16 protein-coding genes are annotated in these 20,724 nt (G+C 72.4%); 5 read left to right on the forward strand and 11 right to left on the reverse strand.

The window, feature by feature from the left end; genetic code table 11:
* Window positions 1-206: 206 nt before the first annotated feature.
* On the reverse strand, window positions 207-632 hold the full coding sequence (locus tag AB0M82_RS38010) for a hypothetical protein (protein WP_364732864.1): 426 nt from the start codon (window positions 630-632) through the stop codon (window positions 207-209).
* A gap of 81 nt (window positions 633-713) precedes the next feature.
* Window positions 714-2,183 (reverse strand): aldehyde dehydrogenase family protein, encoded by a 1,470-nt coding sequence (locus AB0M82_RS38015; protein ID WP_364732867.1) that lies wholly within the window; start codon window positions 2,181-2,183, stop codon window positions 714-716.
* A 241-nt stretch (window positions 2,184-2,424) separates the two neighbouring features.
* Between AB0M82_RS38015 and dxs the strand changes: the two genes are divergently transcribed.
* Complete coding sequence (gene dxs, locus AB0M82_RS38020) at window positions 2,425-4,341, forward strand: 1-deoxy-D-xylulose-5-phosphate synthase (RefSeq protein ID WP_364732870.1); 1,917 nt, start codon at window positions 2,425-2,427, stop codon at window positions 4,339-4,341.
* A 112-nt stretch (window positions 4,342-4,453) separates the two neighbouring features.
* On the opposite strand, the gene AB0M82_RS38025 is transcribed toward dxs, so the two are convergent.
* From AB0M82_RS38025 to AB0M82_RS38040, 4 genes are read right to left on the reverse strand one after another with little or no spacing between them, the layout of a single operon-like run.
* The gene (locus AB0M82_RS38025; protein ID WP_364732873.1) at window positions 4,454-5,818 is read right to left on the reverse strand and encodes an aminobutyraldehyde dehydrogenase; all 1,365 of its coding nucleotides are present in this window, start codon (window positions 5,816-5,818) and stop codon (window positions 4,454-4,456) included.
* The gene (locus tag AB0M82_RS38030) at window positions 5,815-7,458 is read right to left on the reverse strand and encodes a thiamine pyrophosphate-binding protein (RefSeq protein WP_364732876.1); all 1,644 of its coding nucleotides are present in this window, start codon (window positions 7,456-7,458) and stop codon (window positions 5,815-5,817) included. Before AB0M82_RS38030 ends, AB0M82_RS38025 begins: the two co-directional genes overlap by 4 nt.
* Window positions 7,455-8,402, reverse strand: a complete 948-nt coding sequence (gene speB / locus AB0M82_RS38035; RefSeq protein WP_364732879.1) for an agmatinase — start codon at window positions 8,400-8,402, stop codon at window positions 7,455-7,457. The genes AB0M82_RS38030 and speB overlap by 4 nt, the downstream gene beginning before the upstream one ends.
* A 35-nt stretch (window positions 8,403-8,437) precedes the next feature.
* A complete protein-coding gene (locus AB0M82_RS38040; protein WP_364732882.1) occupies window positions 8,438-9,874 on the reverse strand; it encodes a sodium:solute symporter in 1,437 nt (478 codons plus the stop codon).
* A gap of 97 nt (window positions 9,875-9,971) precedes the next feature.
* Between AB0M82_RS38040 and AB0M82_RS38045 the strand changes: the two genes are divergently transcribed.
* From AB0M82_RS38045 to AB0M82_RS38055, 3 genes are read left to right on the forward strand one after another with little or no spacing between them, the layout of a single operon-like run.
* A complete protein-coding gene (locus tag AB0M82_RS38045) occupies window positions 9,972-11,480 on the forward strand; it encodes a PucR family transcriptional regulator (protein ID WP_364732884.1) in 1,509 nt (502 codons plus the stop codon).
* A 35-nt stretch (window positions 11,481-11,515) separates the two neighbouring features.
* Window positions 11,516-12,193: a response regulator transcription factor gene (locus AB0M82_RS38050; protein WP_364732887.1), complete on the forward strand. Its 678-nt coding sequence runs from the start codon at window positions 11,516-11,518 to the stop codon at window positions 12,191-12,193.
* On the forward strand, window positions 12,190-13,314 hold the full coding sequence (locus AB0M82_RS38055; protein ID WP_364732890.1) for a HAMP domain-containing sensor histidine kinase: 1,125 nt from the start codon (window positions 12,190-12,192) through the stop codon (window positions 13,312-13,314). The genes AB0M82_RS38050 and AB0M82_RS38055 overlap by 4 nt, the downstream gene beginning before the upstream one ends.
* A gap of 118 nt (window positions 13,315-13,432) precedes the next feature.
* On the opposite strand, the gene AB0M82_RS38060 is transcribed toward AB0M82_RS38055, so the two are convergent.
* Window positions 13,433-14,512 (reverse strand): alpha/beta hydrolase fold domain-containing protein, encoded by a 1,080-nt coding sequence (locus tag AB0M82_RS38060; RefSeq protein WP_364732893.1) that lies wholly within the window; start codon window positions 14,510-14,512, stop codon window positions 13,433-13,435.
* Complete coding sequence (locus AB0M82_RS38065; protein WP_364732896.1) at window positions 14,506-16,032, reverse strand: twin-arginine translocation signal domain-containing protein; 1,527 nt, start codon at window positions 16,030-16,032, stop codon at window positions 14,506-14,508. Before AB0M82_RS38065 ends, AB0M82_RS38060 begins: the two co-directional genes overlap by 7 nt.
* A 68-nt stretch (window positions 16,033-16,100) precedes the next feature.
* Between AB0M82_RS38065 and AB0M82_RS38070 the strand changes: the two genes are divergently transcribed.
* Window positions 16,101-16,529: a hypothetical protein gene (locus AB0M82_RS38070; protein WP_364732899.1), complete on the forward strand. Its 429-nt coding sequence runs from the start codon at window positions 16,101-16,103 to the stop codon at window positions 16,527-16,529.
* Here the strand turns inward: AB0M82_RS38070 and AB0M82_RS38075 are convergent.
* The 3 genes from AB0M82_RS38075 to AB0M82_RS38085 form a co-directional block, all read right to left on the reverse strand.
* Window positions 16,526-18,637 carry a 3-hydroxyacyl-CoA dehydrogenase NAD-binding domain-containing protein gene (locus AB0M82_RS38075; protein WP_364732902.1) on the reverse strand — a complete coding sequence of 704 codons (2,112 nt, stop codon included), beginning with the start codon at window positions 18,635-18,637 and terminating at the stop codon, window positions 16,526-16,528. The genes AB0M82_RS38070 and AB0M82_RS38075 overlap by 4 nt on opposite strands.
* Window positions 18,637-19,836 carry a thiolase family protein gene (locus tag AB0M82_RS38080; RefSeq protein WP_364732997.1) on the reverse strand — a complete coding sequence of 400 codons (1,200 nt, stop codon included), beginning with the start codon at window positions 19,834-19,836 and terminating at the stop codon, window positions 18,637-18,639. The genes AB0M82_RS38075 and AB0M82_RS38080 overlap by 1 nt, the downstream gene beginning before the upstream one ends.
* Window positions 19,837-19,963: 127 nt before the next feature.
* Window positions 19,964-20,593 (reverse strand): DUF998 domain-containing protein, encoded by a 630-nt coding sequence (locus AB0M82_RS38085; protein ID WP_364732905.1) that lies wholly within the window; start codon window positions 20,591-20,593, stop codon window positions 19,964-19,966.
* Window positions 20,594-20,724 lie beyond the last annotated feature (131 nt).

Consider the following 20,724-nt stretch of genomic DNA (forward strand, 5'->3'; position numbering starts at 1 on the left):
CCGATGCCCGGCTCGATCCACTCCCGGCCGGCCCTCTCGGGATGGCGTTCGACGAGCAGCGTCCGCACCTCGGCGAGGATTTCCTCCTGTCCCATATGGCACATTGAGGGACATAGAGTCCCTCAATGGGCCATTCACGGCCTTGGGCGAGCACCTGAAACCGGGCTAATCGGGCCAATCGGGCAGCTTGCCCCGCCGGCCCGGAATCAGCCGGCCCGGCGCACGGCGAAAGCCGCCGCGAGGCCCGTCGCCGTCATCGCGATGCCCGAGGCCAGCAGCACCCACGCGCCCGCCCCCGGGACGATCCGCGCCGCCGGCTGGATGCGCGTCACTCCCGGGAGCGTCACCACCAGGTGCCGCAGGACCACGCCCGTCACCACCAGGCCCGGGAGGCACGCCATCGCCAAGGGCTCGTCCTGATGGCGGGCGAACGTCAGGTAAGCCAGCGTGCCCGCGATCAGCACGGCCGCCGCGCACACCAGCCGGAGGCTCAGGTCCAGCTCGGGATCGGGCGTGCCCAGCGGCAGGACGCCGGGGTAGTCCGCTGTGCGCAGCGTCAGCCCGGCGATCACCCCCAGCCCGGCGGCCGCCACCGCCACGGCGCGCGGCCCCCGCCAGGCTTGCTGCTTCACGCAACGCAGCATAAGCGCGGGAAACGGCTTTCCGATCACGTTTTGTCCGCTAGGCCGTTCGGTGGATCCCGAACGGCGGAGTCAGCCGGCGAACCACCGCTGCGGCGCCGGGCGCAGGTTCTGGTAGATGTGCTTCACCTCGGTGTACTCGGCCAGCCCCGTCGGGCCCAGCTCGCGGCCGAACCCGGACTGCTTGTAGCCGCCCCACTCGGCCTGCGGCAGGTACGGGTGGAAGTCGTTGATCCACACCGTGCCGTGGCGCAGCCGCCCGGCCACGCGCTGCGCCCGCGAAGCGTCGTTCGTGAACACCGCGCCGGCCAGCCCGTAGTGCGTGTCGTTGGCGATGCGGACCGCGTCGTCCTCGTCGGTGAACGTCTCGACCGTCAGCACCGGCCCGAACGACTCGTCGGCGACCGCCGACGATCCCTGTTTCACCTGGTCGAGGATGGTCGGCAGGTAGTAGAAGCCGTCCCGCAGCGCGGGGTCGTCCGGCCGCTTGCCGCCCGTGCGCAGCACCGCGCCCTCGGCCAGCGCGGCGGCCACGTAGTCCTCGACCTTCGCCCGGTGCGCCGCCGAGATCAGCGGCCCGGTCTCGGCACGCTCGTCGAACGGCCCGCCGAGGCGGATCCGCTCGGCCCGGCGCACCAGCTCGTCGACGAACTCGCCGTGCCACTCCCGCTGCACGATCAGCCGCGCGCCCGCCGAGCACACCTGGCCGGAGTGCAGGAACACCGCGGTCAGCGCGTAGTCGACGGCGGTGTCGAAGTCGGCGTCGGCGAACACCACGTTCGGGTTCTTCCCGCCCAGCTCGAGGGCCACCTTCTTGACCGTGGCGGCCGCCGCTGCGGCGATGGTCCGGCCGGTGGCGAGCCCGCCGGTGAACGACACGAGATCGACGTCCGGGTGCGAAGCCAGCGGCGCGCCCACCTCGCCGCCCGCGCCGAGCACCAGGTTCCCCACGCCAGGGGGCAGGCCCGCCTCGGTGAGCAGCTTCAGGAACAGGATCGAGGTGTGCGGGGTCAGCTCGCTGGGCTTGAGCACGAACGTGTTGCCCGCGGCCAGCGCCGGGGCGATCTTCCACACAGTCTGCAGCAGCGGGTAGTTCCACGGCGTGATCAGCCCGCAGACGCCGACCGGCTCGTGCACGATCCGGCTGATCGCGTCCGGGGTGCCGGTGTCGACGACGCGCCCGGCGTCCTGCGCCGCGAGCTTGCCGAAGTAGCGCAGGCAGGCGGCGATGTCGGCCATGTCGTAGCGGCTCTCGACCAGGCGTTTGCCGGTGTCGAGCGACTCGGCGCGGGCGAACGCCTCCGCGTCGCGGTCCAGCAGGTCCGCGGTGCGCAGCAGCAGGTCGCCGCGCAGGTGCGCGGGCGTGCCGGGCCACGGCCCGGTGTCGAACGCCCGGCGCGCCGCCGCGATGGCCGCTTCGGTGTCCTTGGCGCTGCCCTCGGCGACCGTCGCGACCAGGGAGCCGTCCGCCGGGCAGCGGATCTCCCGGCGTCCGCCGCCGATCGCGTCCACCCATTCACCGCCGATGAAGAAGTCCGCCATGCGCCCATTCTCACGGCTACGCCGCGTGACCGCCACAGCGGCGCGGCGAGACGAGGTTCACCCCGGGCGCTGACGCGTGGTCGCGCTCCGCCTGTGATGCCGGACGCGGCGGGCGGAAGGCGGGTGGCCGGTCTCCGTAGACTGGCCGGACAGTGTCTTCCGGGGCCCAGCCCCGGACCCGGCCGGGGGCAAGCCCCCTGGGCCCCCAAAGGCCGGAAGCGAACGAGTGAGGTGGAGACGAGTGACGATGCTGGAGTCCGTCAGCGGACCGGCGGACCTGAAGCGCATGAGTGTCGAGGACCTCGGCGAACTGGCCGCCGAGATCCGGGACTTCCTCGTCGACAAGGTCCGGCGGGCGGGCGGGCACCTGGGGCCGAACCTCGGCGTCGTCGAGCTGACCCTGGCGTTGCACCGCGTGTTCGACTCGCCGCGCGACGCGATCGTCTGGGACGTCGGCCACCAGGCCTACGTGCACAAGATCGTCACCGGCCGCGCCGACGGCTTCGACCTGCTGCGCCAGACCGGCGGCGTCACCGGCTACCCGTCGCGTGCGGAGAGTGAGCACGACTGGGTGGAGAGCAGCCACGCCTCGTCCGGGCTGTCCTATGTGGACGGCCTGGCGAAGGCGTTCGCGCTGGGCGGCGGCGGGCGGCACGCGATCGCCGTCGTCGGCGACGGCGCCCTCACCGGCGGCATGTGCTGGGAGGCGCTCAACAACATCGCCGCGCACCGGGACCGCCCGGTCGTCATCGTGATCAACGACAACGGCCGGTCGTACTCGCCGACCATCGGCGGCCTGGCCGACCACCTCGCCGCGCTGCGCCTGCAGCCGGGCTACGAGCGGCTGCTCGACGGCGGCCGCGAGATCCTCAAGCACACCCCGGTCGTCGGCAGGCCGATCTACGCCGCGCTGCACGCCGCGAAGGCCGGGCTGAAGGACGCCCTGAGCCCGCAGGCGATGTTCTCCGACCTCGGCCTGAAGTACCTCGGCCCGGTCGACGGCCACGACCTCGTCGCGCTGGAGAAGGCGTTCCACAGCGCGCGCAGCTTCGGCGGCGCGGTGATCGTGCACGTGGTGACCGAGAAGGGTCACGGCTACGCGCCCGCGGTGAACAACGAGCACGACCAGATGCACCAGACCGACCCGATCGACCCGGAGACCGGCCTGCCGCCGGTGAAGGGCCCGAGCTGGACCGGCGTGTTCGGCGACGAGCTGGCGAAGATCGGCGCCGAGCGCGAGGACGTCGTCGCGATCACCGCGGCGATGCTGCGCTCGACCGGGCTGGACAAGTTCGCCGAGGCGTTCCCGGACCGCTGGTACGACGTCGGCATCGCCGAGCAGCACGCGGTCACCTCCGCCGCCGGGCTGGCGATGGGCGGGCTGCACCCGGTGGTGGCGATCTACTCGACGTTCCTCAACCGCGCGTTCGACCAGGTGCTGATGGACGTCGCGCTGCACCGCCAGCCGGTGACGCTGGTGCTCGACCGGGCCGGCATCACCGGGCCGGACGGGCCGAGCCACCACGGCATGTGGGACCTGTCGCTGCTCGGCATGGTGCCGGGGATGCGCGTCGCCGCCCCGCGCGACCCGGCCACGCTGCGCGAAGAGCTGCGCGAGGCCGTCGCGGTGTCCGAAGGGCCGACCGCGCTGCGGTTCTCGAAGGGCAAGGTCGGCACCGACGTCACCGCGGTCGAGCGGATCGGCACGGTGGACGTGCTGCGGCGCCCGAAGGAGGGGGCCGACGTCCTGCTGGTGACGGTGGGCGCGTTCGCGACCCTCGGGCTGGCGGCGGCCGACCGGCTCGCCGACCAGGGCATCGGCGTCACCGTGGTCGACCCGCGCTGGGTGCTGCCGGTGCCGGCCGAGCTGGTCGCGCTGGCGTCCCGGCACAAGCTGGTGGTGACGGTCGAGGACAGCGGCCGCCACGGCGGCTTCGGTTCGGCACTGGCGGCGACGTTCCGCGACGCCGAGTGCGACGTCCCGCTGCGGGACCTGGCGGTGCCGCAGTCGTTCCACGACCACGGCACCCGCGACGAGGTCCTGGGCCGGATCGGGCTGACGGCGCAGGACGTGGCCCGCCGCGTGACGGAGTGGGCCTCGGGCCGCCTCGGCTCGGCCTCCGAGCGGACCTCGGAAAAGGACGCGAACCGCCGCTGAGAGCACCCCGCCTCAAACGCCCCAATGTGGCGTTCGGTGCGTCCAGCGCACCCACTGTGGCGTTCGGTGCGCTGGACGCAACCAACGCCACATTGGGGCGTTTGAGGTCCTCTCAGGCGAACCTCGTCATCACGTGCTTGACGCGGGTGTACTCGGCGAAGGCGTACGCGGAGAGGTCCTTGCCGTGCCCGGAGTGGCCGAAGCCGCCGTGCGGCATCTCGGCGACCAGCGGCCCGTGTGTGTTGACCCACACGCAGCCGAAGTCCAGCTCGGCCGAGACCCGTGCGGCCACGGCCAGGTCCCGCGTCCAGACCGAGGACGCCAGTCCGTACGGGACGCCGTTGGCCAGCGCCACACCCGAAGATTCGTCCGAAAAGGACTGGACGGTGAGTACGGGCGCGAAGATCTCCTCCTGGACGATCTCGTCGTCCTGCCGCAGCCCCGAAACCACCGTGGGGGACAGGAAGAACCCCCGCGAGCCGAACCGCGTGCCGCCCGTCTCGATACGGGCATGCGACGGCAGCCGCGAGATGAGGCCCTCGACGCGCGAGAACTGGGCCGCGCTGTTCAACGGCCCGTAATCGACGCCCGGTGTCCGCGCCGCGGCGGCCTTCGCCAGCGAAGCGACGAAGTCGTCGTGGATCGACGCGTGGACCAGGACCCGGCTGCCCGCCGTGCAGTCCTGCCCGGCGTTGTAGAACGCCGCGCCCACGATGCCGTCCACCGTCGAAGCGACGTCGGCGTCGGGAAACACCAGCAGCGGCGCGTTGCCGCCCAGCTCGAGGTGGGTGCGCTTGAGGTCGGCGGCCGCCACGGTGGCGACGTCGATGCCCGCCCGCGTCGAGCCGGTGATCGAGACCAGCGCGGTGACCGGATGGCGAACCAGCGCCCGGCCGGTGTCGCGGTCGCCGCACAGGACGGTGAACGCGCCCGGAGGCAGGAACTCCGCCGCGACCCTGGCCAGCAGCACGGCCGTCGACGGGGTCGTCTCGGCGGGTTTGAGCACCACCGTGTTGCCCGCGGCGAGCGCCGGCGCGATCTTCCAGACGGCCATCATCAGCGGATAGTTCCACGGCGCGATCTGCGCGCAGACGCCGACCGGCTCGCGGCGGATCACCGACGTGTGGCCGGGCGCGTACTCCCCGGCCGCGGTGCCCTCCAGCTGCCGCGCGGTCCCGGCGAAGAACCGCAGCGCGCTCACGCACTCCGGGATCTCCTCTTCGAGCACGACGGACCGGATCTTGCCGGTCTCCCGCACTTCGAGGTCGGCGAACTCCGCTGCCCGGGCCTCCAGCGCGTCGGCGATCTTCAGCAGCGCCAGCTGCCGCTGTGCCGGCGTGCTGCGCCGCCACACCCCGAACGCCCGTGCGGCGGCCGCCATCGCGTCGTCCACATCGGACTGTCCGGCGACGACGCTGGTGCCGAACACCTCGCCGGTCGCCGGGTCGGTCAGGTCGAGCGTGCGGGCGTGCGTCATGCCTTCTCCAGGTGGGTCGGCGCGAACATCTTGAGCAGCGCGGGCAGGACGACGACGGACGGGCCGGGCGTGCGCAGCGCCTCGGCCAGGTCCGCGCCCACCGTGTCCAAAGAGGACAGGCGAGCCGGAACGCCGAACGACCGCGCCAGCGCGACGAAGTCGGGCCGGGCTAGCTCGGTGGCCGTCGCGGTGCCGAACGCGCCGGTGAGGTACTCGCGCAGGATGCCGTAACCGCCGTCGTCGACGATCAGCCACGTGACGTCGAGGCCGTGCTGCACCGCGGTGGCCAGCTCGGCGATGCCGTACATCGCGCCGCCGTCGCCGGACACGGCGAGCGCCGGGCCACCGGCGACCGCGCCGCCGAGCGCGCCCGGCAGGCCGTAGCCCAGCCCGCCCGCGCCCTGCGCCGTGTGGATCGGCGCGCCCTCGGGGTTCCACGCCGACCAGGCCCAGTACGCGGCGATCGTCATGTCCCAGAACGTCTGCGTACCCTCGGGCAGCGCCGCGCGGATGTCGTCGATCAGCTTCCGTTCGGTAGCCAGGTCCTGGCTGGCCAAACGCGACTCGACGCGTGCGAGCAGTCCCGACACCGCCTTTTCGGCCCGGCCGTCGGACGCCCGCATCGGCACCCACTCCAGCAGCGCCTGCAAGGTCAGCTTCACGTCGGCGTGGATGCCGAGGCCCGGGTAGTTCGACTCCAGCTTGCCCAGGTCGGCTTCCACCTGGATCAGCCGGCCGCGCGGGGCGAACTCGCGGTAGTTGCCGGTCAGCTCGCCGAGCCCGGACCCGAGCACGAGCAGCACGTCGGCGTCCGCGAGGAACTCCGTGGTGTGCCAGTCCTCCAGCCACGACCGCCCGGACAGCTCGTGGTCCCAGCCGAAGACGCCCTTGCCGCCGAAGGTCGAGATCACCGGCGCCCGCAACGCCTCCGCGAGCGCCGTCAGCTCGGCGTGCGCGCCGGACCGCAGCGCCCCGCCGCCCGCCAGGATCACCGGATTCGAAGCTGCGGCCAGCAGCTCGGCGGCCGCGGTGACCAGCTCCGGCAGGGGCTCCAAAACCGGGGGAGTGGCCGCCGCCGACGTGATCGGCGGGACCCCGGCCGGGCCGAGCAGCACATCCTGCGGGATCTCGACCCACACCGGGCCGTAGGGCGCGGTCGCGGCCGACGTCCACGCCTCCCGCAGCGCCGACGGAATCTGGCTCGCGCGCCGCACGACGTGCACCGACTTCACGACGCCCGAGAAGCTGGCCTGCTGGTCGGGCAGCTCGTGCAGGTAGCCGTGCCGCCCACCGCCCAGTCCGGCGACCGGGACCTGGCTGGAAATCCCGAGCACCGGCACCGAAGCCTCGCGGGACTCCTGCAGCGAAGCCAACGTGAGCAACGCGCCCGGGCCGGTGGAGACCACGAGCGGCGTCACCGGCACCGGACCGTCCGGGTTCGCCGCGAGCCGCGCGCGGGCGTGCCCGTCGGCGGCGAAGGCGAGATTGTTCTCGACGCGCCCGCTGATCACGCGGATGTCTTCGGCGCGCCGCAGGGCTTCGAAGAGGCCCAGCGCGTGCTGGCCCGGCAGGCCGAACACGGTGTCGGCGCCGAGCGCCCGGAGGGTTTCGACGACGACGTCGCCACCGATGCGCGTCATTCGCCCTTCCCCAAGGCCAGCAGGCTCACCAGGTCGTAGGCGACGTGGGAGGCCGCGATGGCGGTGATCTCGGCGTGGTCGTAGGCCGGGGCGAGCTCGACGACGTCCGCGCCGACCAGGTTGAGGTCGCGTAGGCCGCGCAGGATTTCCAGCAGCTCCCGGCTGGTCATCCCGCCCGCTTCGGGCGTGCCGGTACCGGGCGCGTGCGCCGGGTCGAGCACGTCGATGTCGACGGAGACGTACAGCGGCCGGTCGCCGATGCGCTGCCGCAGCGCGTCGACGGTCTCGGCGACGCCGCGGCGCAGGACGTCGCCGGAGGTGACGATGCCGAAGCCGAGCCGCCGGTCTTCTTCGAGGTCCCGCTTGCCGTACAACGGCCCGCGCGTGCCGACGTGCGACAGCGCGCTCGTGTCGAGGATGCCTTCCTCGGACGCCCGCCGGAACGGGGTGCCATGGGTGTACGGCTCGCCGAAGTAGGTGTCCCAGGTGTCGAGGTGCGCGTCGAAGTGCAGCAGGGCGACGGGTCCGTGCTTCTTCGCCGCGGCGCGCAGCAGCGGCAGCGCGATGGTGTGGTCGCCGCCGACCGTCACCAGCCGGGTGCCATCGGCGGTCAGCGCCTCGGCTTCCTGCTGCAGTGTCTCGATCGCTTCGCCGATGTTGAACGGGTTGACCGCGATGTCGCCGGCGTCGACGACCTGCTTCTCGGCGAACGGCGAGACGTCCAGCTCCGGGTGGTACGGCCGCAGCAGCCGGCTGGCCTCGCGGACCGCCGCCGGGCCGAACCGCGCGCCGGGCCGGTAGGACACCCCGGAGTCGAAGGGCACCCCGACGACGGCGACGTCGGCGCGCTCGACCTGGTCGATCCGCGGCAGCCGCGCGAAGGTCGCGAAGCCGGCGAACCGGGGAATGCGCGACGAGTCGAGGGGTCCAATCGTGTCACTCACTGGCGTCACTCCAGTCTCGAAAAGCGTCACTTTCCCTATGAAAGTGACGGTTGGGGGGTGCGGCGGGTGTCGGCGCCGTCGAGGCGGCGGGTCCAGACGGAGAGGATCGAGGCGTCCGTGCGTGGCGTGGCGAAGCTGACCGCCAGGTACACCACCAGGCTCGCGCCGAGGCCCCAGTAAATCGGGGTGTTGGCGTCGACGCCGTCGATGATCATGAAGGCGATGACCGAGAGCGTGCCGGCCACCATCGACGCGTACGCGCCCTGCCGCGTGCCGCGCTTCCAGAACAGCGCGCCGACGATCGCCACCAGCAGCCCGCCGACCAGGATGTCGTAGGCGATGGTGAGCGCGTCGACGACGTCGTCGACGAGCATCGCGATGCCGATCGCCAGCAGCCCCAGCACGAGCGTCGCGAGTCGGTTGCGGCTCACCTCGCCGCCCTTCTTCAGGCCCACCTTGGTCAGCAGGTCCGACGTCGTGGTGGTGGAACACGCGATCAGCGCGCCGCTCGCGGTCGACATCATCGCCGAGAGTGCGGCGGCCAGGACCAGGCCGCGGACGCCGGTCGGCAGCAGGCGCTCGACGATCGTCGCGAAGGCGTCCTGCGCGCTGGCGATGTCGGGGTACAGGGCGTGCGCCGCGGTGCCGATCAGGGCGCCGGCCAGGCCGTAGACCAGGCAGTAGACGCCGGAGGTGATGCCGCCGGACGTCGCGATCGCGGGCGTGCGGGCGGTGAACACGCGCTGCCAGATGTCCTGGCCGATCAGCAGGCCGAAGGTGTAGATCACGAAGTAGGTGATGATCGTGTCGGTGCCGATCGAAGTGAAGCTGAAGAAGCTCGCGTCGAGTTTCTCGCTCATGCCGCTGAAGCCGCCGGCGGAGCTGATCGCGACCGGCAGCAGGATCGCCAGGATGCCGATGGTCTTGATGACGAACTGGGCGATGTCGGTGAGCGTGATCGACCACATGCCGCCGAGCACCGAGTAGAGCACCACGATCGAGCCGCCGATCGCGATCCCGGCCCAGTTCGGCAGGTCGAACAGCACCTTGAAGATCGTCGCGAACGCCAGCGTCGAGGTGACCGTGAGCATGAGGGTGTAGCCCCACATGACGACGCCGGACACCGCGCTGGTGCGGCCGCCGTAGCGCAGGTCGAGCATCTCGCCGACGGTGTAGACCTTCAGCCGCACCAGCCGCCGCGCGAACAGGGCGTGCAGCACGAGGATGCCGACGCCGATGCTGACGACCAGCCACATGCCGGAGATGCCGTAGGTGTACCCGAGCTTCACACCGCCGACCGTCGACGCGCCGCCGAGGACGACGGCCGACATCGTGCCGGAGTACATGAACCAGCCCAGCCGCCGCCCGGCGACGAGGTAGTCGGACTTCGTCTTCGCGAGCCGGAGGCCGTACCAGCCGACCCCGAGCATCCCCGCGATGTACAGCGCGATCACCGCGTAGTCGCCGGTCACGGTGTCCTCCTCACGTCGTTTCGGGTCACCGTAGGGTCGCCGGCCTCTTCCTCGGCATGGGATCATTCATCCCCATGTCGACATCGGTAGGGATGAAATGACCCCGAGCACGGATTCACTGTCCACCGAGGTGAATGTCCCGTTACGGGACGTGGTCGGCAACCCGGAGCTCGCGCTCGACGTCGTCCCCGAAACGCTGCGGCCGGGTGCGCTGGACGCCCCGGTCCGCTGGGCCCACGTGAGCGAGCTGGAGGATCCCGCGCCCTACCTGCTGGGCGGCGAGCTGATCCTCACCGCGGGCGTCAACCTGCCGGAGCGGATCGACCGGTACGTGCGCGGCCTGCGCGACGCCGGCGTGACGGCGCTGGGGTTCGGCCTCACCCCGAAGGTGCACGAGACCTTGCCGGAGCCCCTGCGCCGGGCTTGCGCGCGGCGCGGGCTGCCGCTGCTGGTGGTGCCTTCGCGCACGCCGTTCCTGGCGGTCAACCAGGCGGTGTCGGTCGCGCTGACCGAGGCCGGGCAGCGTGAACAGCGGCGGGTCACGGCGGCGCGCGAGACGCTGACGCGCGCCGCGGGCGGTGGGCTCGGCGAGCTGACGTCGTCGCTGGCGGCGGTGCTGCGGTCCTGGGTCGCCGTGGTCGGTGCCGGGGACGTGCCGGCCTCGGCGCACGACGCGCCTTCGCCGCTGCCGCCGGAGGTTCGGGAGCTGATGGCGACCGTGCGGGCGGGCAGCGGGATCAGGAGCGCGACCACCGAGCTCGTCGGCGGGTTCGTCGCCGTCCAGCCGGTGTCCCCCCAGGCCACGGCGTCGCACCTGGTGGTCGTCGGCCGGCCCCGGCGGCTCGACGGCGCCGAGCGGGCGATCCTCGCCGTCGGCGCTGCCCTGCTCGGCCTGGTCGGCCGCGCGGGCTCGGACGCGGCCGAGCTGGGCGCGGCGGCCACCGGCCTGCTGCTCGGCCGGGTGTCCCCGGGGGAGGCGGCTCGGTCGTTGCTGGGGTCGGAGGTCGTCCGGCTGGTCGCCGGGGCGGCGTACCGGCGCGGTCCGGACGAGGCGAGCCGGCGCCCGGACTGGCTGCGGGCGCGGCTGGACACGCCGCTCGTCGAGGTCGGCCCCGGGCCGCGGTTCACGGCCGTCGCCGGGACCGGCCCGGCGCCGGAGGTGCTGGCGGACCTGCGCGAGCACGGCTGGCTGGCGGCCGTCGGGTCCCCGGCGCCTGCTGCCCGGTTGTCGGAGGCGGAGGTCGAGCTGCTGCTTGCGCGGGCTGCCGCGCTCGGCCGTCCGGTGGTGGCGGGGAGCGGGCCGCTCGACTTCGACGCGCTGCTGTCCCCGGCCGCTTCCCGGGGCTTCGCGGCGAAAGCCCTCGAACCGCTGGCCGAGCTGGACCGGGCGCAGGACCGGGAGCTGGTCCGGACGTTGCGCACGTGGCTGGCCCACCACGGCGGCTGGGAGCCGACGGCGGCGGAGCTCGGCGTGCACCGCAACAGCGTCCGGCACCGGATCGCCCAGGTGGAGCGGGCTCTGGACGTGGACCTGGCCGACCCGGAGACCCGGATGCGGCTGTGGTTCGCCCTCCGCTGGGCCACATCCGACGCACACAGTCCTTAAAGGGCACTCTCAGGAAATTATGCGATTGTGGTTCAGTGCGAGTTTTGGTAGTCGAGGACGAAGAACCCCTGGCCGACGCGATCGCCCGTGGGCTGCGCCGAGAAGGCATGGCGGTGGACGTCGCGCTGACCGGGGACGACGGGCACGAAAAGGCCGCCGTCACCCGGTACGACGTCGTGCTCCTGGACCGGGACCTGCCCGGGATGTCCGGGGACGAGCTGTGCCAGGAGATCGTCGCGTCCGGGGAGCTGACCCGGGTGCTGATGTTGACCGCGAGCAGCTCGGTGTCCGACCGGGTGGACGGGCTGTCGCTGGGCGCCGACGACTACCTCGCCAAGCCGTTCGCCTTCCCCGAGCTGGTCGCGCGGGTGCGGGCGCTGGGCCGCCGGGCCACGCCGGCCGCGCCGCCGCTGCTCACCGCCGGTGACGTCGAGCTGGACCCGGCGAAGCGGACCGTCCGCCGCGCGAGCGGGCCGGTCGAGCTGACCCGCAAGGAGTTCGGCGTCCTGGAGGTCCTGCTCTCGGCCGCCGGTTCGGTGGTCAGCAGCGAGGAGCTCCTCGAGCGGGTGTGGGACGAGAACGCCGACCCGTTCACCACGACCGTCCGGGTCACCGTGATGACGCTGCGCAAGAAGCTCGGCGAGCCGGGGATCATCGAGACGGTCGTCGGCTCCGGGTACCGGGTGCCGGAGCCCGGCGCGCCACGCGCGTGAACCTGCCGGGCACCCGCAGCCTCCGCGCCCGGATCACCCTGCTGGCGACCGTGCTGGTCGCCGCCGTCAGCCTGTTGCTGCTCTGGCTGGCCTGGACGCTGGTCCGGGACTCGCTCGACGCCGTCCCGCGGATGCCGCCGGGCAGCACGGTGGTCGTCGACGGCGTCGAGGTCGACGCCTCGACGCTCGCCGAGCACCTGCGCGTGCACGCCCGCGACCGGATGCTGCTGTTCGGTTCGCTGGCGTTCCTGCTGGTGGTGGCGGCCGCGGCGATCCTCGCCTGGACGTTCACCTCGCGGGTGCTGCTGCCGCTGCGCGAGATCACCGGGACCGCGCGGCGGCTGTCGGTCGAGTCGATGGGGGAGCGGATCGGCGAGATCCGCTCCCGCGACGAGCTGGCCGAGCTGGCCGGCACCTTCGACGACATGCTCGACCGGCTTCAAGCCGCCTTCGACGCGCAACGCCACTTCGTCGCGAACGCGAGCCACGAGCTGCGGACGCCGTTGTCGGTGATCCGCACGGAACTCGACGTCACCCTCGCCGACGACGACGCCGACGCGGCCGAGCTGCGCCGGATGGGCGGGGTGGTCCGGGACGCCACCGAGCGCGCCGGGCAGCTGGTCAACTCGCTGCTGCTGCTGGCCCGCACCGACGGCGCCGGGCTCGGGGTGCGCGAGCCGGTCGACCTGGCGGTGGTCGTCGACCGGGCCTGGCGCGCGGCGCGCCTGGAAGCCGAGCAGCGCGGGATCCGCGCTTCGTTCACGACGGCCCCGGCGCCCGCGTTCGGCGACCCCGCGCTGCTGGAGCGGATCGCGGGCAACCTGCTGGAGAACGCGGTCCGCCACAACGTCGAGGGCGGCTGGCTGGAGGTCCTCACCCAGCCGGGGCCGCAGTGGTCGATGCTGCGGGTCCGGTCGTCCGGTGGCCTCGTGGACCCGGCCGCGGTGCCGGAACTGTTCGAGCCGTTCCGCCGGGCCGGGGTGGCCCGCACGGCCCGCTCGGGCGCGGGCCTGGGCCTGTCGATCGTCCGGGCGGCGGTCCAGGCGCACGGCGGAACCGTGACGGCGGAGCCGATCGTCGGCGGCGGCCTCGGCGTGACGGTCCACCTCCCGGTCCGCTGACCGTGCGTCAACAGGCATCACCCGTGATCAGCGGCGGATCTCGCGTGATTGGAGACGGATCTCGCGTGATTGGAGACGGATCTCGCGAGTTCCGCCCTTAATCACGCGAGATCCGTGCTCAGTCACGGGGTGGGGTGAGGGCGAGGCCCGCTCGGAGGACGCCGGCCGCGTGGACCATGGCCCGCTGGGCGTCCGGGTCGATGCCGACCCGGTTCGCGAAGCCGTGGAGCTGGCCCTCGTGGCGCCGGTGCACCACCGGGACTCCCGCCGAAGCCAGCTTTCGCGCGTAGGCCTCGCCTTCGTCGCGGAGCAGGTCGAAGCCGCACGTCGCCACGTACGTCGGCGGGAGGCCCGCCAGGTGGTCGTCGTACAGCACCGACGCGCGCGGGTCCGTGTACTGCGCCGGGTCGCGCAGGTACTGGTCGCGGTACCAGGCCCATTCGTCGCGGTCCAGCCGGAAGCCGGAGCCGAACTGCCGGTGCGACGCCGACTCGCCGAGCGCGTCGGTCGCCGGGGTCAGCAGGAGGCTGAACGCCGGCGGGGGCAGCTCGCCGCGGGCGGCCGCGTGCGCGACCACGGCCGCGAGGTTGGCGCCGCTGCTGTCCCCGCCGACCGCGAGCCGCGCCGGATCCGCGCCGAACCCCGGAGCGTTCTCCCGAACGTGGGAGAACGCCGCGATCGCGTCCGAAGCCGCCGCCGGGAACGGGTGTTCCGGCGCGAGCCGGTAGCCGATCGACACGACCCGCACCCCGGCCTCCTCGGCGAGCAGCCGGCACGCGCCTTCGTGCGTGTCGAGGCTGCCGAGCACGAACCCGCCGCCGTGAAAGTACACCAGCGCCGGACCGGGCTCCGGGAGGCCGGCCGGCTCGTACAGCCGCAGTGGCAGCGGCCCGCCGGGCCCCGGCCAGGTGCGGTCGCTCGTCCGGACCCCCTTGCAGATCCCGGCGCCGGCGAGCGCGCCGGCGAGGTTCAGCTCTCGGCGCGCCCGCGCGAGGCTGCCGTTGCGGTGCGGTGCGTCGAACGGCGCGAAGCGCGCCACCCGGATCAGCATCCGCGCGGTGGGCACCGGTTGCCGGCCCTCCACCACCACCGGACGGCCCCCCAGCACGCGCAGCACCGGCGAGGGCAGGCGCAGCAGCCACCGCAACGCGGTCATGATCGACCGCACGAGCAGGCGGCGGGACAGTCGGTTCAGCACAGGTCCACGAAAATCGGGTTCGCGTACAACCACAAGTCCTCGAAGGGGTTCGCCTGCCCGACGACGTCCGGCGCGGGCTCGGCATCGCCGTTCGAGCCGCGGACCCGCGCGTAGAAGGGCTCCCGGACGTTCCGGAAGGCGTGCCGGAACACTACCTGCCGTCCCGGCGCCCAGCGGGGCTCGAACGACTCCACGACCCGGGTACCCGGCGCGGTCATCGCGTCGCGGTCGGCGGCCGGGCCGGTCACCGGGCCCGCGATGACGTCCAGGCGCGCCAGCCGCGGCACCGAGCCGCCGCCGTTCGGCCGCGACGCCAGCCGGGCACGCACCACGACCGTGACGTCCGACCCGCGCCGCACCCGCAGGCGCCCGCCCAGCGTCGCCGAGGAGCCGCCGCCATGCGCCTCGACCTCGAGCTCCTGGGCCAGGCCGCCGTGCGACAGCCAGATCCGGCCGGCTCGCAGGCCTTCCAAGACGCCTTCGAGGCTGCGCCGCGTCACGCCGACGTACGTCCGGCTGAACTCGCCGGGGTGGAAGTCGGCGTACGGCGCGGACAGCTGCGGCGTGCCGGAGTCGAGGGGGTCGGGGAACCTGCCGTGCGTGTCGTACCAGTCGCCCGGCACGTCCGGGCGGACCAGCGTGTCGCCGCGGTTGTAGTGCGAGTCGGAGTTCGTGGTGATCCACCACGGCTTCCCCTCGGCGAGCAGCGAGTCCCACAGCCCGCCGACCTTCGCCGTCGCCCAGTCCCAGCCGCCGTGCGTCCGGTAGGCCTCGGCCGGGAAGCCCGGCCACGAGTTCGGGCCGGGGCTGTTCGCGTAGCCCCCGCGCGCGCCGCCGTTGCCGAGCGGCTTCGGGAAGCCGTCCGCCTGCGCGCCGGGTGCGCCCTCCATGCCGATGACGACGCCCGGTGCGGCGTCGCGGTAGGCCCGCAGCTCGTGCGGGGCCACGCGGCCGTTGCGCAGCGGGTGGTTGATCAGCACGACCGGCGCGTGGATCCGCTTCGCCTGCTCCTCCGCGGCCAGCCAGCGCAACGCCCGGAGCGCGAGCGCCTCGTTCGCCGGGCTCGACGCCTCCGAGTTCGTCAGCCGCCAGTCGAAGGCCCGCTCGAACTCGCGCAGCTTGGCCGCCTGCTCCGAACCGGCCTGGAAGAAGACGGTCGCGTGCTCGGCACCCGGGACGTTCCACTCCATCCCGTGCCACAGCAGCAGGTCCGGGTACTTCCGCCGGGCGGCGAGGAAGTCGGCCTCGGTCGGCTCGACCGACACCTTCTCGTGCTCGGCGTGGCCGTGGTCGGTGAAGACGATCCAGTCCGCGCCGTGCGCGCGCCCGCCGGCGGCGATCTGGTCGATCCGGTACATCGCGTCGTACGAGTACTGGCTGTGCGTGTGGTGGTCGCCCACCAGCCACTGGTAACGGCCGCACCGGCCGCTGAAGTCGGGATCGGGGGCGGGGAGGGGCACGCTCGCGGCGGCGGCCGCGAGGCCGGCGCCCTTGAGGAACCGGCGTCGATCGGTGGTCACGGCGGGACGCTAAGCCGCCGGGGTGAACGGGCGGTGTCCCGGCGGCCAACTGTGCTGTGATCTTCGGTGTGGAGGAGAAACCCCTGACCCGGGTGTTGCCGCCGGTGATCGCGCTGGCACTGGCCGCGGGCGTCGGGCTCGCGTTCTTCATCGCCGCGCTCGTCCGGCCGCCCGAGCTGCCGGTGGACACGAACCCCGCGCCGCTGGCCGGGCACACGCTGTGTGCGGCGGTCGTCGTGACCTATTCGTCCGAAGAGGACATGCGGGCCGCGCTGCCGTCCTTCCGCGACGACCCGAAGGCCCGGCGGGTGTTCGTGGACCCGCCGTCGGTGTCCCTGCTCGCCGTCCCCGGCACCGACCTGAAGGCGTGGGCGCGGGAGCTGCACGCCCGCTACCGGGCCGCCGAGCGGGTGACGGTGATCGACTCCGACGCGACGGCGGCGCAGCTGAAACTCACCGCGCCGCCGCCGAAGTGCCCTCGCGAGGGCGAATACTAGGAAGCCGGGACCGAGGCGACGCCCGGGGCGAGGAACGGCTTGCCGTTGACCCGCTCGGAGACGCCGGAGCGGTCCAGGTACGGCGTGATGCCGCCGTTCCAGAACGGCCAGCCGGCGCCGAGGATCAGGCACAGGTCGATGTCCTGCGCCTCGGCGACCACGCCCTCGTCGAGCATGATCCGGATCTCTTCGGCGATGGCCGCGAGCGCGCGCTCCCGTACCTGCTCCGAAGTGGACGGCTTGTCACCCCGCGTCCACAGCTCGACGACCTCGGGGTCGGCGGACTGGTTCCCCTGGGAGTCCCAAACCCACACGCCCTTCTTGCCCGCCTTGACGAACTTCGCGAGGTTCTCGGACACGGTGAACCGGTCCGGGAACGCCTCGTGCAGCGTCTCGCCGACGTGCAGCGCGATGGCCGGGCCGACGAGCTGCATCAGCGTCAGCGGCGTCATCGGCAGGCCGAGGGGTTCGAGCGCCCGGTCGGCGACCTCGAACGGCGTGCCCTCGTCGACGGTGACGAGCACCTCGCCGAGGAAGCGCAGCAGCAGCCGGTTGACCACGAACGCCGAAGCGTCCTTGACCAGCACACTGGACTTCTTCAGCTGCTTGCCGACCGAGAACGCCGTCGCGAGCGAAGCGTCGTCGGTCTTCTCGCCGCGGACGATCTCCAGCAGCGGCAGCACGGCGACCGGGTTGAAGAAGTGGAATCCGACGACCCGCTCGGGGTGCTGCAGCTTCGACGCCATCGCGGTGATGGACAGCGACGAGGTGTTCGTCGCGAGGATCGCCTCGGGCTTGACGTGCTGCTCCAGCTCGGCGAACACCTGCTGTTTGACGCCCAGCTCCTCGAAGACGGCTTCGATGACGAAGTCGGCGTCGGAGAACGCGGCCTTGTCGAGCGAGCCCGAAACCAGCGCCTTGAGCCGGTTCGCGCCGTCCGGGGAGACGCGCTTCTTGCTCAGCAGCTTGTCGATCTCGGCGTGGACGTAGCCGACGCCCTTGTCGACGCGCTCCTGGTCGACGTCGGTCAGCACGACCGGCACCTTGAGGCGGCGCACGAACAGCAGCGCGAGCTGGCTGGCCATCAGGCCGGCGCCGACGATGCCGACCTTGTTCACCTTGCGGGCCAAGGACTTGTCCGGCGCGCCGGCCGGGCGCTTGGCGCGCTTGTTGACCAGGTTGAACGAGTACAGCCCGGCGCGCAGGACGTCGGACATGAGCAGCTCGGCGAGGCCGTCGGTCTCGGCCGCGTAGCCGCGATCGAGGTCGTTCTCGCGAGCCAGCTCCAGCAGCTCGACGGCCTTGGTCGCGCCCGGCGACGCGCCGTGCGTCCGCCCGTCCACAATGGACTTGGCGCGCGCGATCGCGGCGTCCCACTCGGAACCGCGGTTGATTTCGCGGCGCTCCGGGGTGATCTCGCCGTTGACGACCTTCGCCAGCCACAGCAGCGACTGCTCGAGGTAGTCCGCCGAGCCGAAGACGGCGTCGACGATGCCCAGCTCCGCCGTCTTCTTGACGTTGAGCATCTTGTTCTGCGCCAGGGCGTTCTCGATGATCACCGTGACGGCGGCGTCCGGGCCGATGAGGTTCGGCAGCAGCTGCGTGCCGCCCCAGCCCGGGAACAGGCCGAGGAAGACCTCGGGGAACGCGATGGCGGCGGTGTTCTCCGACAGCGTCCGGTAGTGGCAGGACAGGGCGAGTTCGAGCCCGCCGCCCATGACCGCGCCGTTGATGAACCCGAACGTCGGAATCTTCGTCTCGGTGAGGCGGCGGAAGACGTCGTGCCCGGTCTGGGCGATCTCGCGCGCCAGCTTCGGGTCGCTCACGGATTCGACGCCCGAGAGGTCCGCGCCGACGGCGAAGATGAACGGCTTGCCGGTGACGGCGATCGCGGCCGGCTCGGCGGCGAAGGCCTCGTCCAGCGCGGCGTTCAGGGAAACGAGCCCCTGCGGGCCGAAGGTGTTCGGCCGGGTGTGGTCGTGGCCGTTGTCGAGCGTGACCAGCGCGACGGGCTTGTCGAGCCCGGGCACCTTGACCAGGCGCGTGACAGCGACCGTGACGACCTCGTCCGGGAACGCGGCCTTCGCTTCTTCAGCGGTGAAAGTCATTACTTCGCCCCCTGGAGACCGTTGTAGGCCGGGTTCTCCCAGATCACGGTGCCGCCCATGCCGATGCCGATGCACATCGTGGTCATGCCGTACTGCACGTCGGGCCGCTCGGCGAACTGGCGCGCGAGCTGCGTCATGAGCCGGACGCCGGACGAGGCCAGCGGGTGGCCGCAGGCGATCGCGCCACCCCACTGGTTCACGCGCGGGTCGTCGTCGGCGATGCCGAAGTGGTCGAGGAAGGCCAGCACCTGCACGGCGAAGGCCTCGTTGATCTCGAACAGGCCGATGTCGTCGATCGACAGGCCGGTGCGCTTGAACAGCTTCTCGGTGGCCGGCACCGGGCCGATGCCCATGACCTCGGGCTCGACGCCGGCGAAGGAGTAGCCGACCAGCCGCATGGCGACCGGCAGGCCCAGTTCGCGGGCGGTCTCTTCGTCGGCCAGGATCGACGCGGTCGCGCCGTCGTTGAGGCCGGCCGCGTTGCCCGCGGTGATCCGGCCGAACGGGCGGAACGGCGTCTTCAGCCCGGCGAGCTGCTCGACCGTCGTGCCCGGCCGCGGCGGCTCGTCCTCGGTGGCCAGGCCCCAGCCCAGTTCGGCGCTGCGGGTGGCGACGGGAACCAGTTCGGGGCCGATCTTGCCGGTCTTGACGGCCTCGGCGTACTTCTCCTGGCTGCGCGCGGCGAAGGTGTCGGTGCGCAGCTTGGTGATCGCCGGGAACCGGTCGTGCAGGTTCTCCGCGGTCTGGCCCATCACCAGGGCGGTGGGGTCGACGAGCTTGTCGGCGATGATCCGCGGGTTCGGGTCGACGCCCTCGCCCATCGGGTGGCGGCCCATGTGCTCGACGCCGCCGGCGATGGCGATGTCGTAAGCGCCGAAGCCGATGCCGGACGCGGCGGTCGTGACGGCCGTCATGGCGCCGGCGCACATCCGGTCGATGGCGAAGCCGGGCACCGACTTCGGCAGCCCGGCCAGCAGCGCGGCCGTGCGGCCGATGGTCAGGCCCTGGTCGCCGGTCTGCGTGGTGGCGGCGATGGCCACCTCGTCGACGCGCTCGGGCGGCAGTTCGGGGTGCCGCCGCAGCAGCTCGCGGATGGCGTTGACGACCAGGTCGTCGGCCCGGGTCCCGGCGTACATGCCCTTGTCGCCGGCCTTGCCGAAGGGGGTGCGGACCCCCTCGACGAAGGCGACATTGCGCACGCCCCGCGCGGTCGGCGCGAGCGGCGTTGCTGGTGCGGCCACGAATGCTCCATCAAGTAGACGTTGTTGACCGCACGATAGCCCTTGTTACCCGTGGGTAACTAGTGGTGTGGCCCGGTGGAGTGGGCTACGGCACATTCTTGGGCTCCATCGTCCGTCCCTTCACGAGCCAGGCGGCGCCGAACGCCTCCACGGCGATGGCCTCCAGCCACAGCGCCGGGTGCAGCTCGGGCACGAGCCGGAGGTAGCTCGTCAGCGCGATGAGCACCAGGCAGGCGAGGATCGCGCCGCCGCAGACGCGGTAGACGACGCTCGTGCCCGGGGGCTGCTCGCCGTCGTGCGGGAACAGCCGCAGGCAGAAGTAGGCGAGGGAGAGGAAGAACACGGCCGCGAAGGCGAGGTGCAGGACCCCGGACGTCCGGTCCCAGGCCGATACGTCGTGATCGGGAGTGGTGGGGAAGAGCGCGAGCCCGATCGCGCCCACCCCGGCGACGGTGCTCGCGATGTTGTCGACGTAGTCGTGGCCGTAGTAGGCGAGCAGGAAGACCCCGGCGGCGCACATCGCGCCGACCAGGACGTCGCGCAGGTCGGTGTAGTAATAGCCGCTGAGCGAGCCGATCAGGTCGCCGCCCTGGACGAGTTGCTTGCCGAGGATCAGGACGAACGGCAGCGCGAGCCCGATCAGCCCGATGGCGCGCCGCAGGAACAGGTAGGAGTGGACGAGCGTGGTCTGCGGGGATGTGGTGGCCGTCGTCATGGCTGCCTCCGGAGGGGATCGCTACCGGGAACATCGGCCGGTGCGGGACGCGGTTTGAGGTTCGTTACCGGCCGGACGTCCAGATCCTCAGCCGATCGTTACGCAACTCGGCGAACGCGCCGGAGTCGTGC

Origin of the sequence: Amycolatopsis sp. NPDC051128, from assembly GCF_040682715.1 — a bacterium.
Taxonomy (GTDB): domain Bacteria; phylum Actinomycetota; class Actinomycetes; order Mycobacteriales; family Pseudonocardiaceae; genus Amycolatopsis.

Bases quoted from the DNA above. Each gene is read 5' to 3' on its own strand.
- AB0M82_RS38015 (WP_364732867.1), bottom strand. From the start codon at position 2,183: ATGGCGGACTTCTTCATCGGCGGTGAATGGGTGGACGCGATCGGCGGC.
- AB0M82_RS38025 (WP_364732873.1), bottom strand. From the start codon at position 5,818: ATGACGCACGCCCGCACGCTCGACCTGACCGACCCGGCGACCGGCGAG.
- AB0M82_RS38030 (WP_364732876.1), bottom strand. From the start codon at position 7,458: ATGACGCGCATCGGTGGCGACGTCGTCGTCGAAACCCTCCGGGCGCTC.
- AB0M82_RS38045 (WP_364732884.1), top strand. From the start codon at position 9,972: ATGACCCCGAGCACGGATTCACTGTCCACCGAGGTGAATGTCCCGTTA.
- AB0M82_RS38075 (WP_364732902.1), bottom strand. From the start codon at position 18,637: ATGACTTTCACCGCTGAAGAAGCGAAGGCCGCGTTCCCGGACGAGGTC.
- AB0M82_RS38085 (WP_364732905.1), bottom strand. From the start codon at position 20,593: ATGACGACGGCCACCACATCCCCGCAGACCACGCTCGTCCACTCCTAC.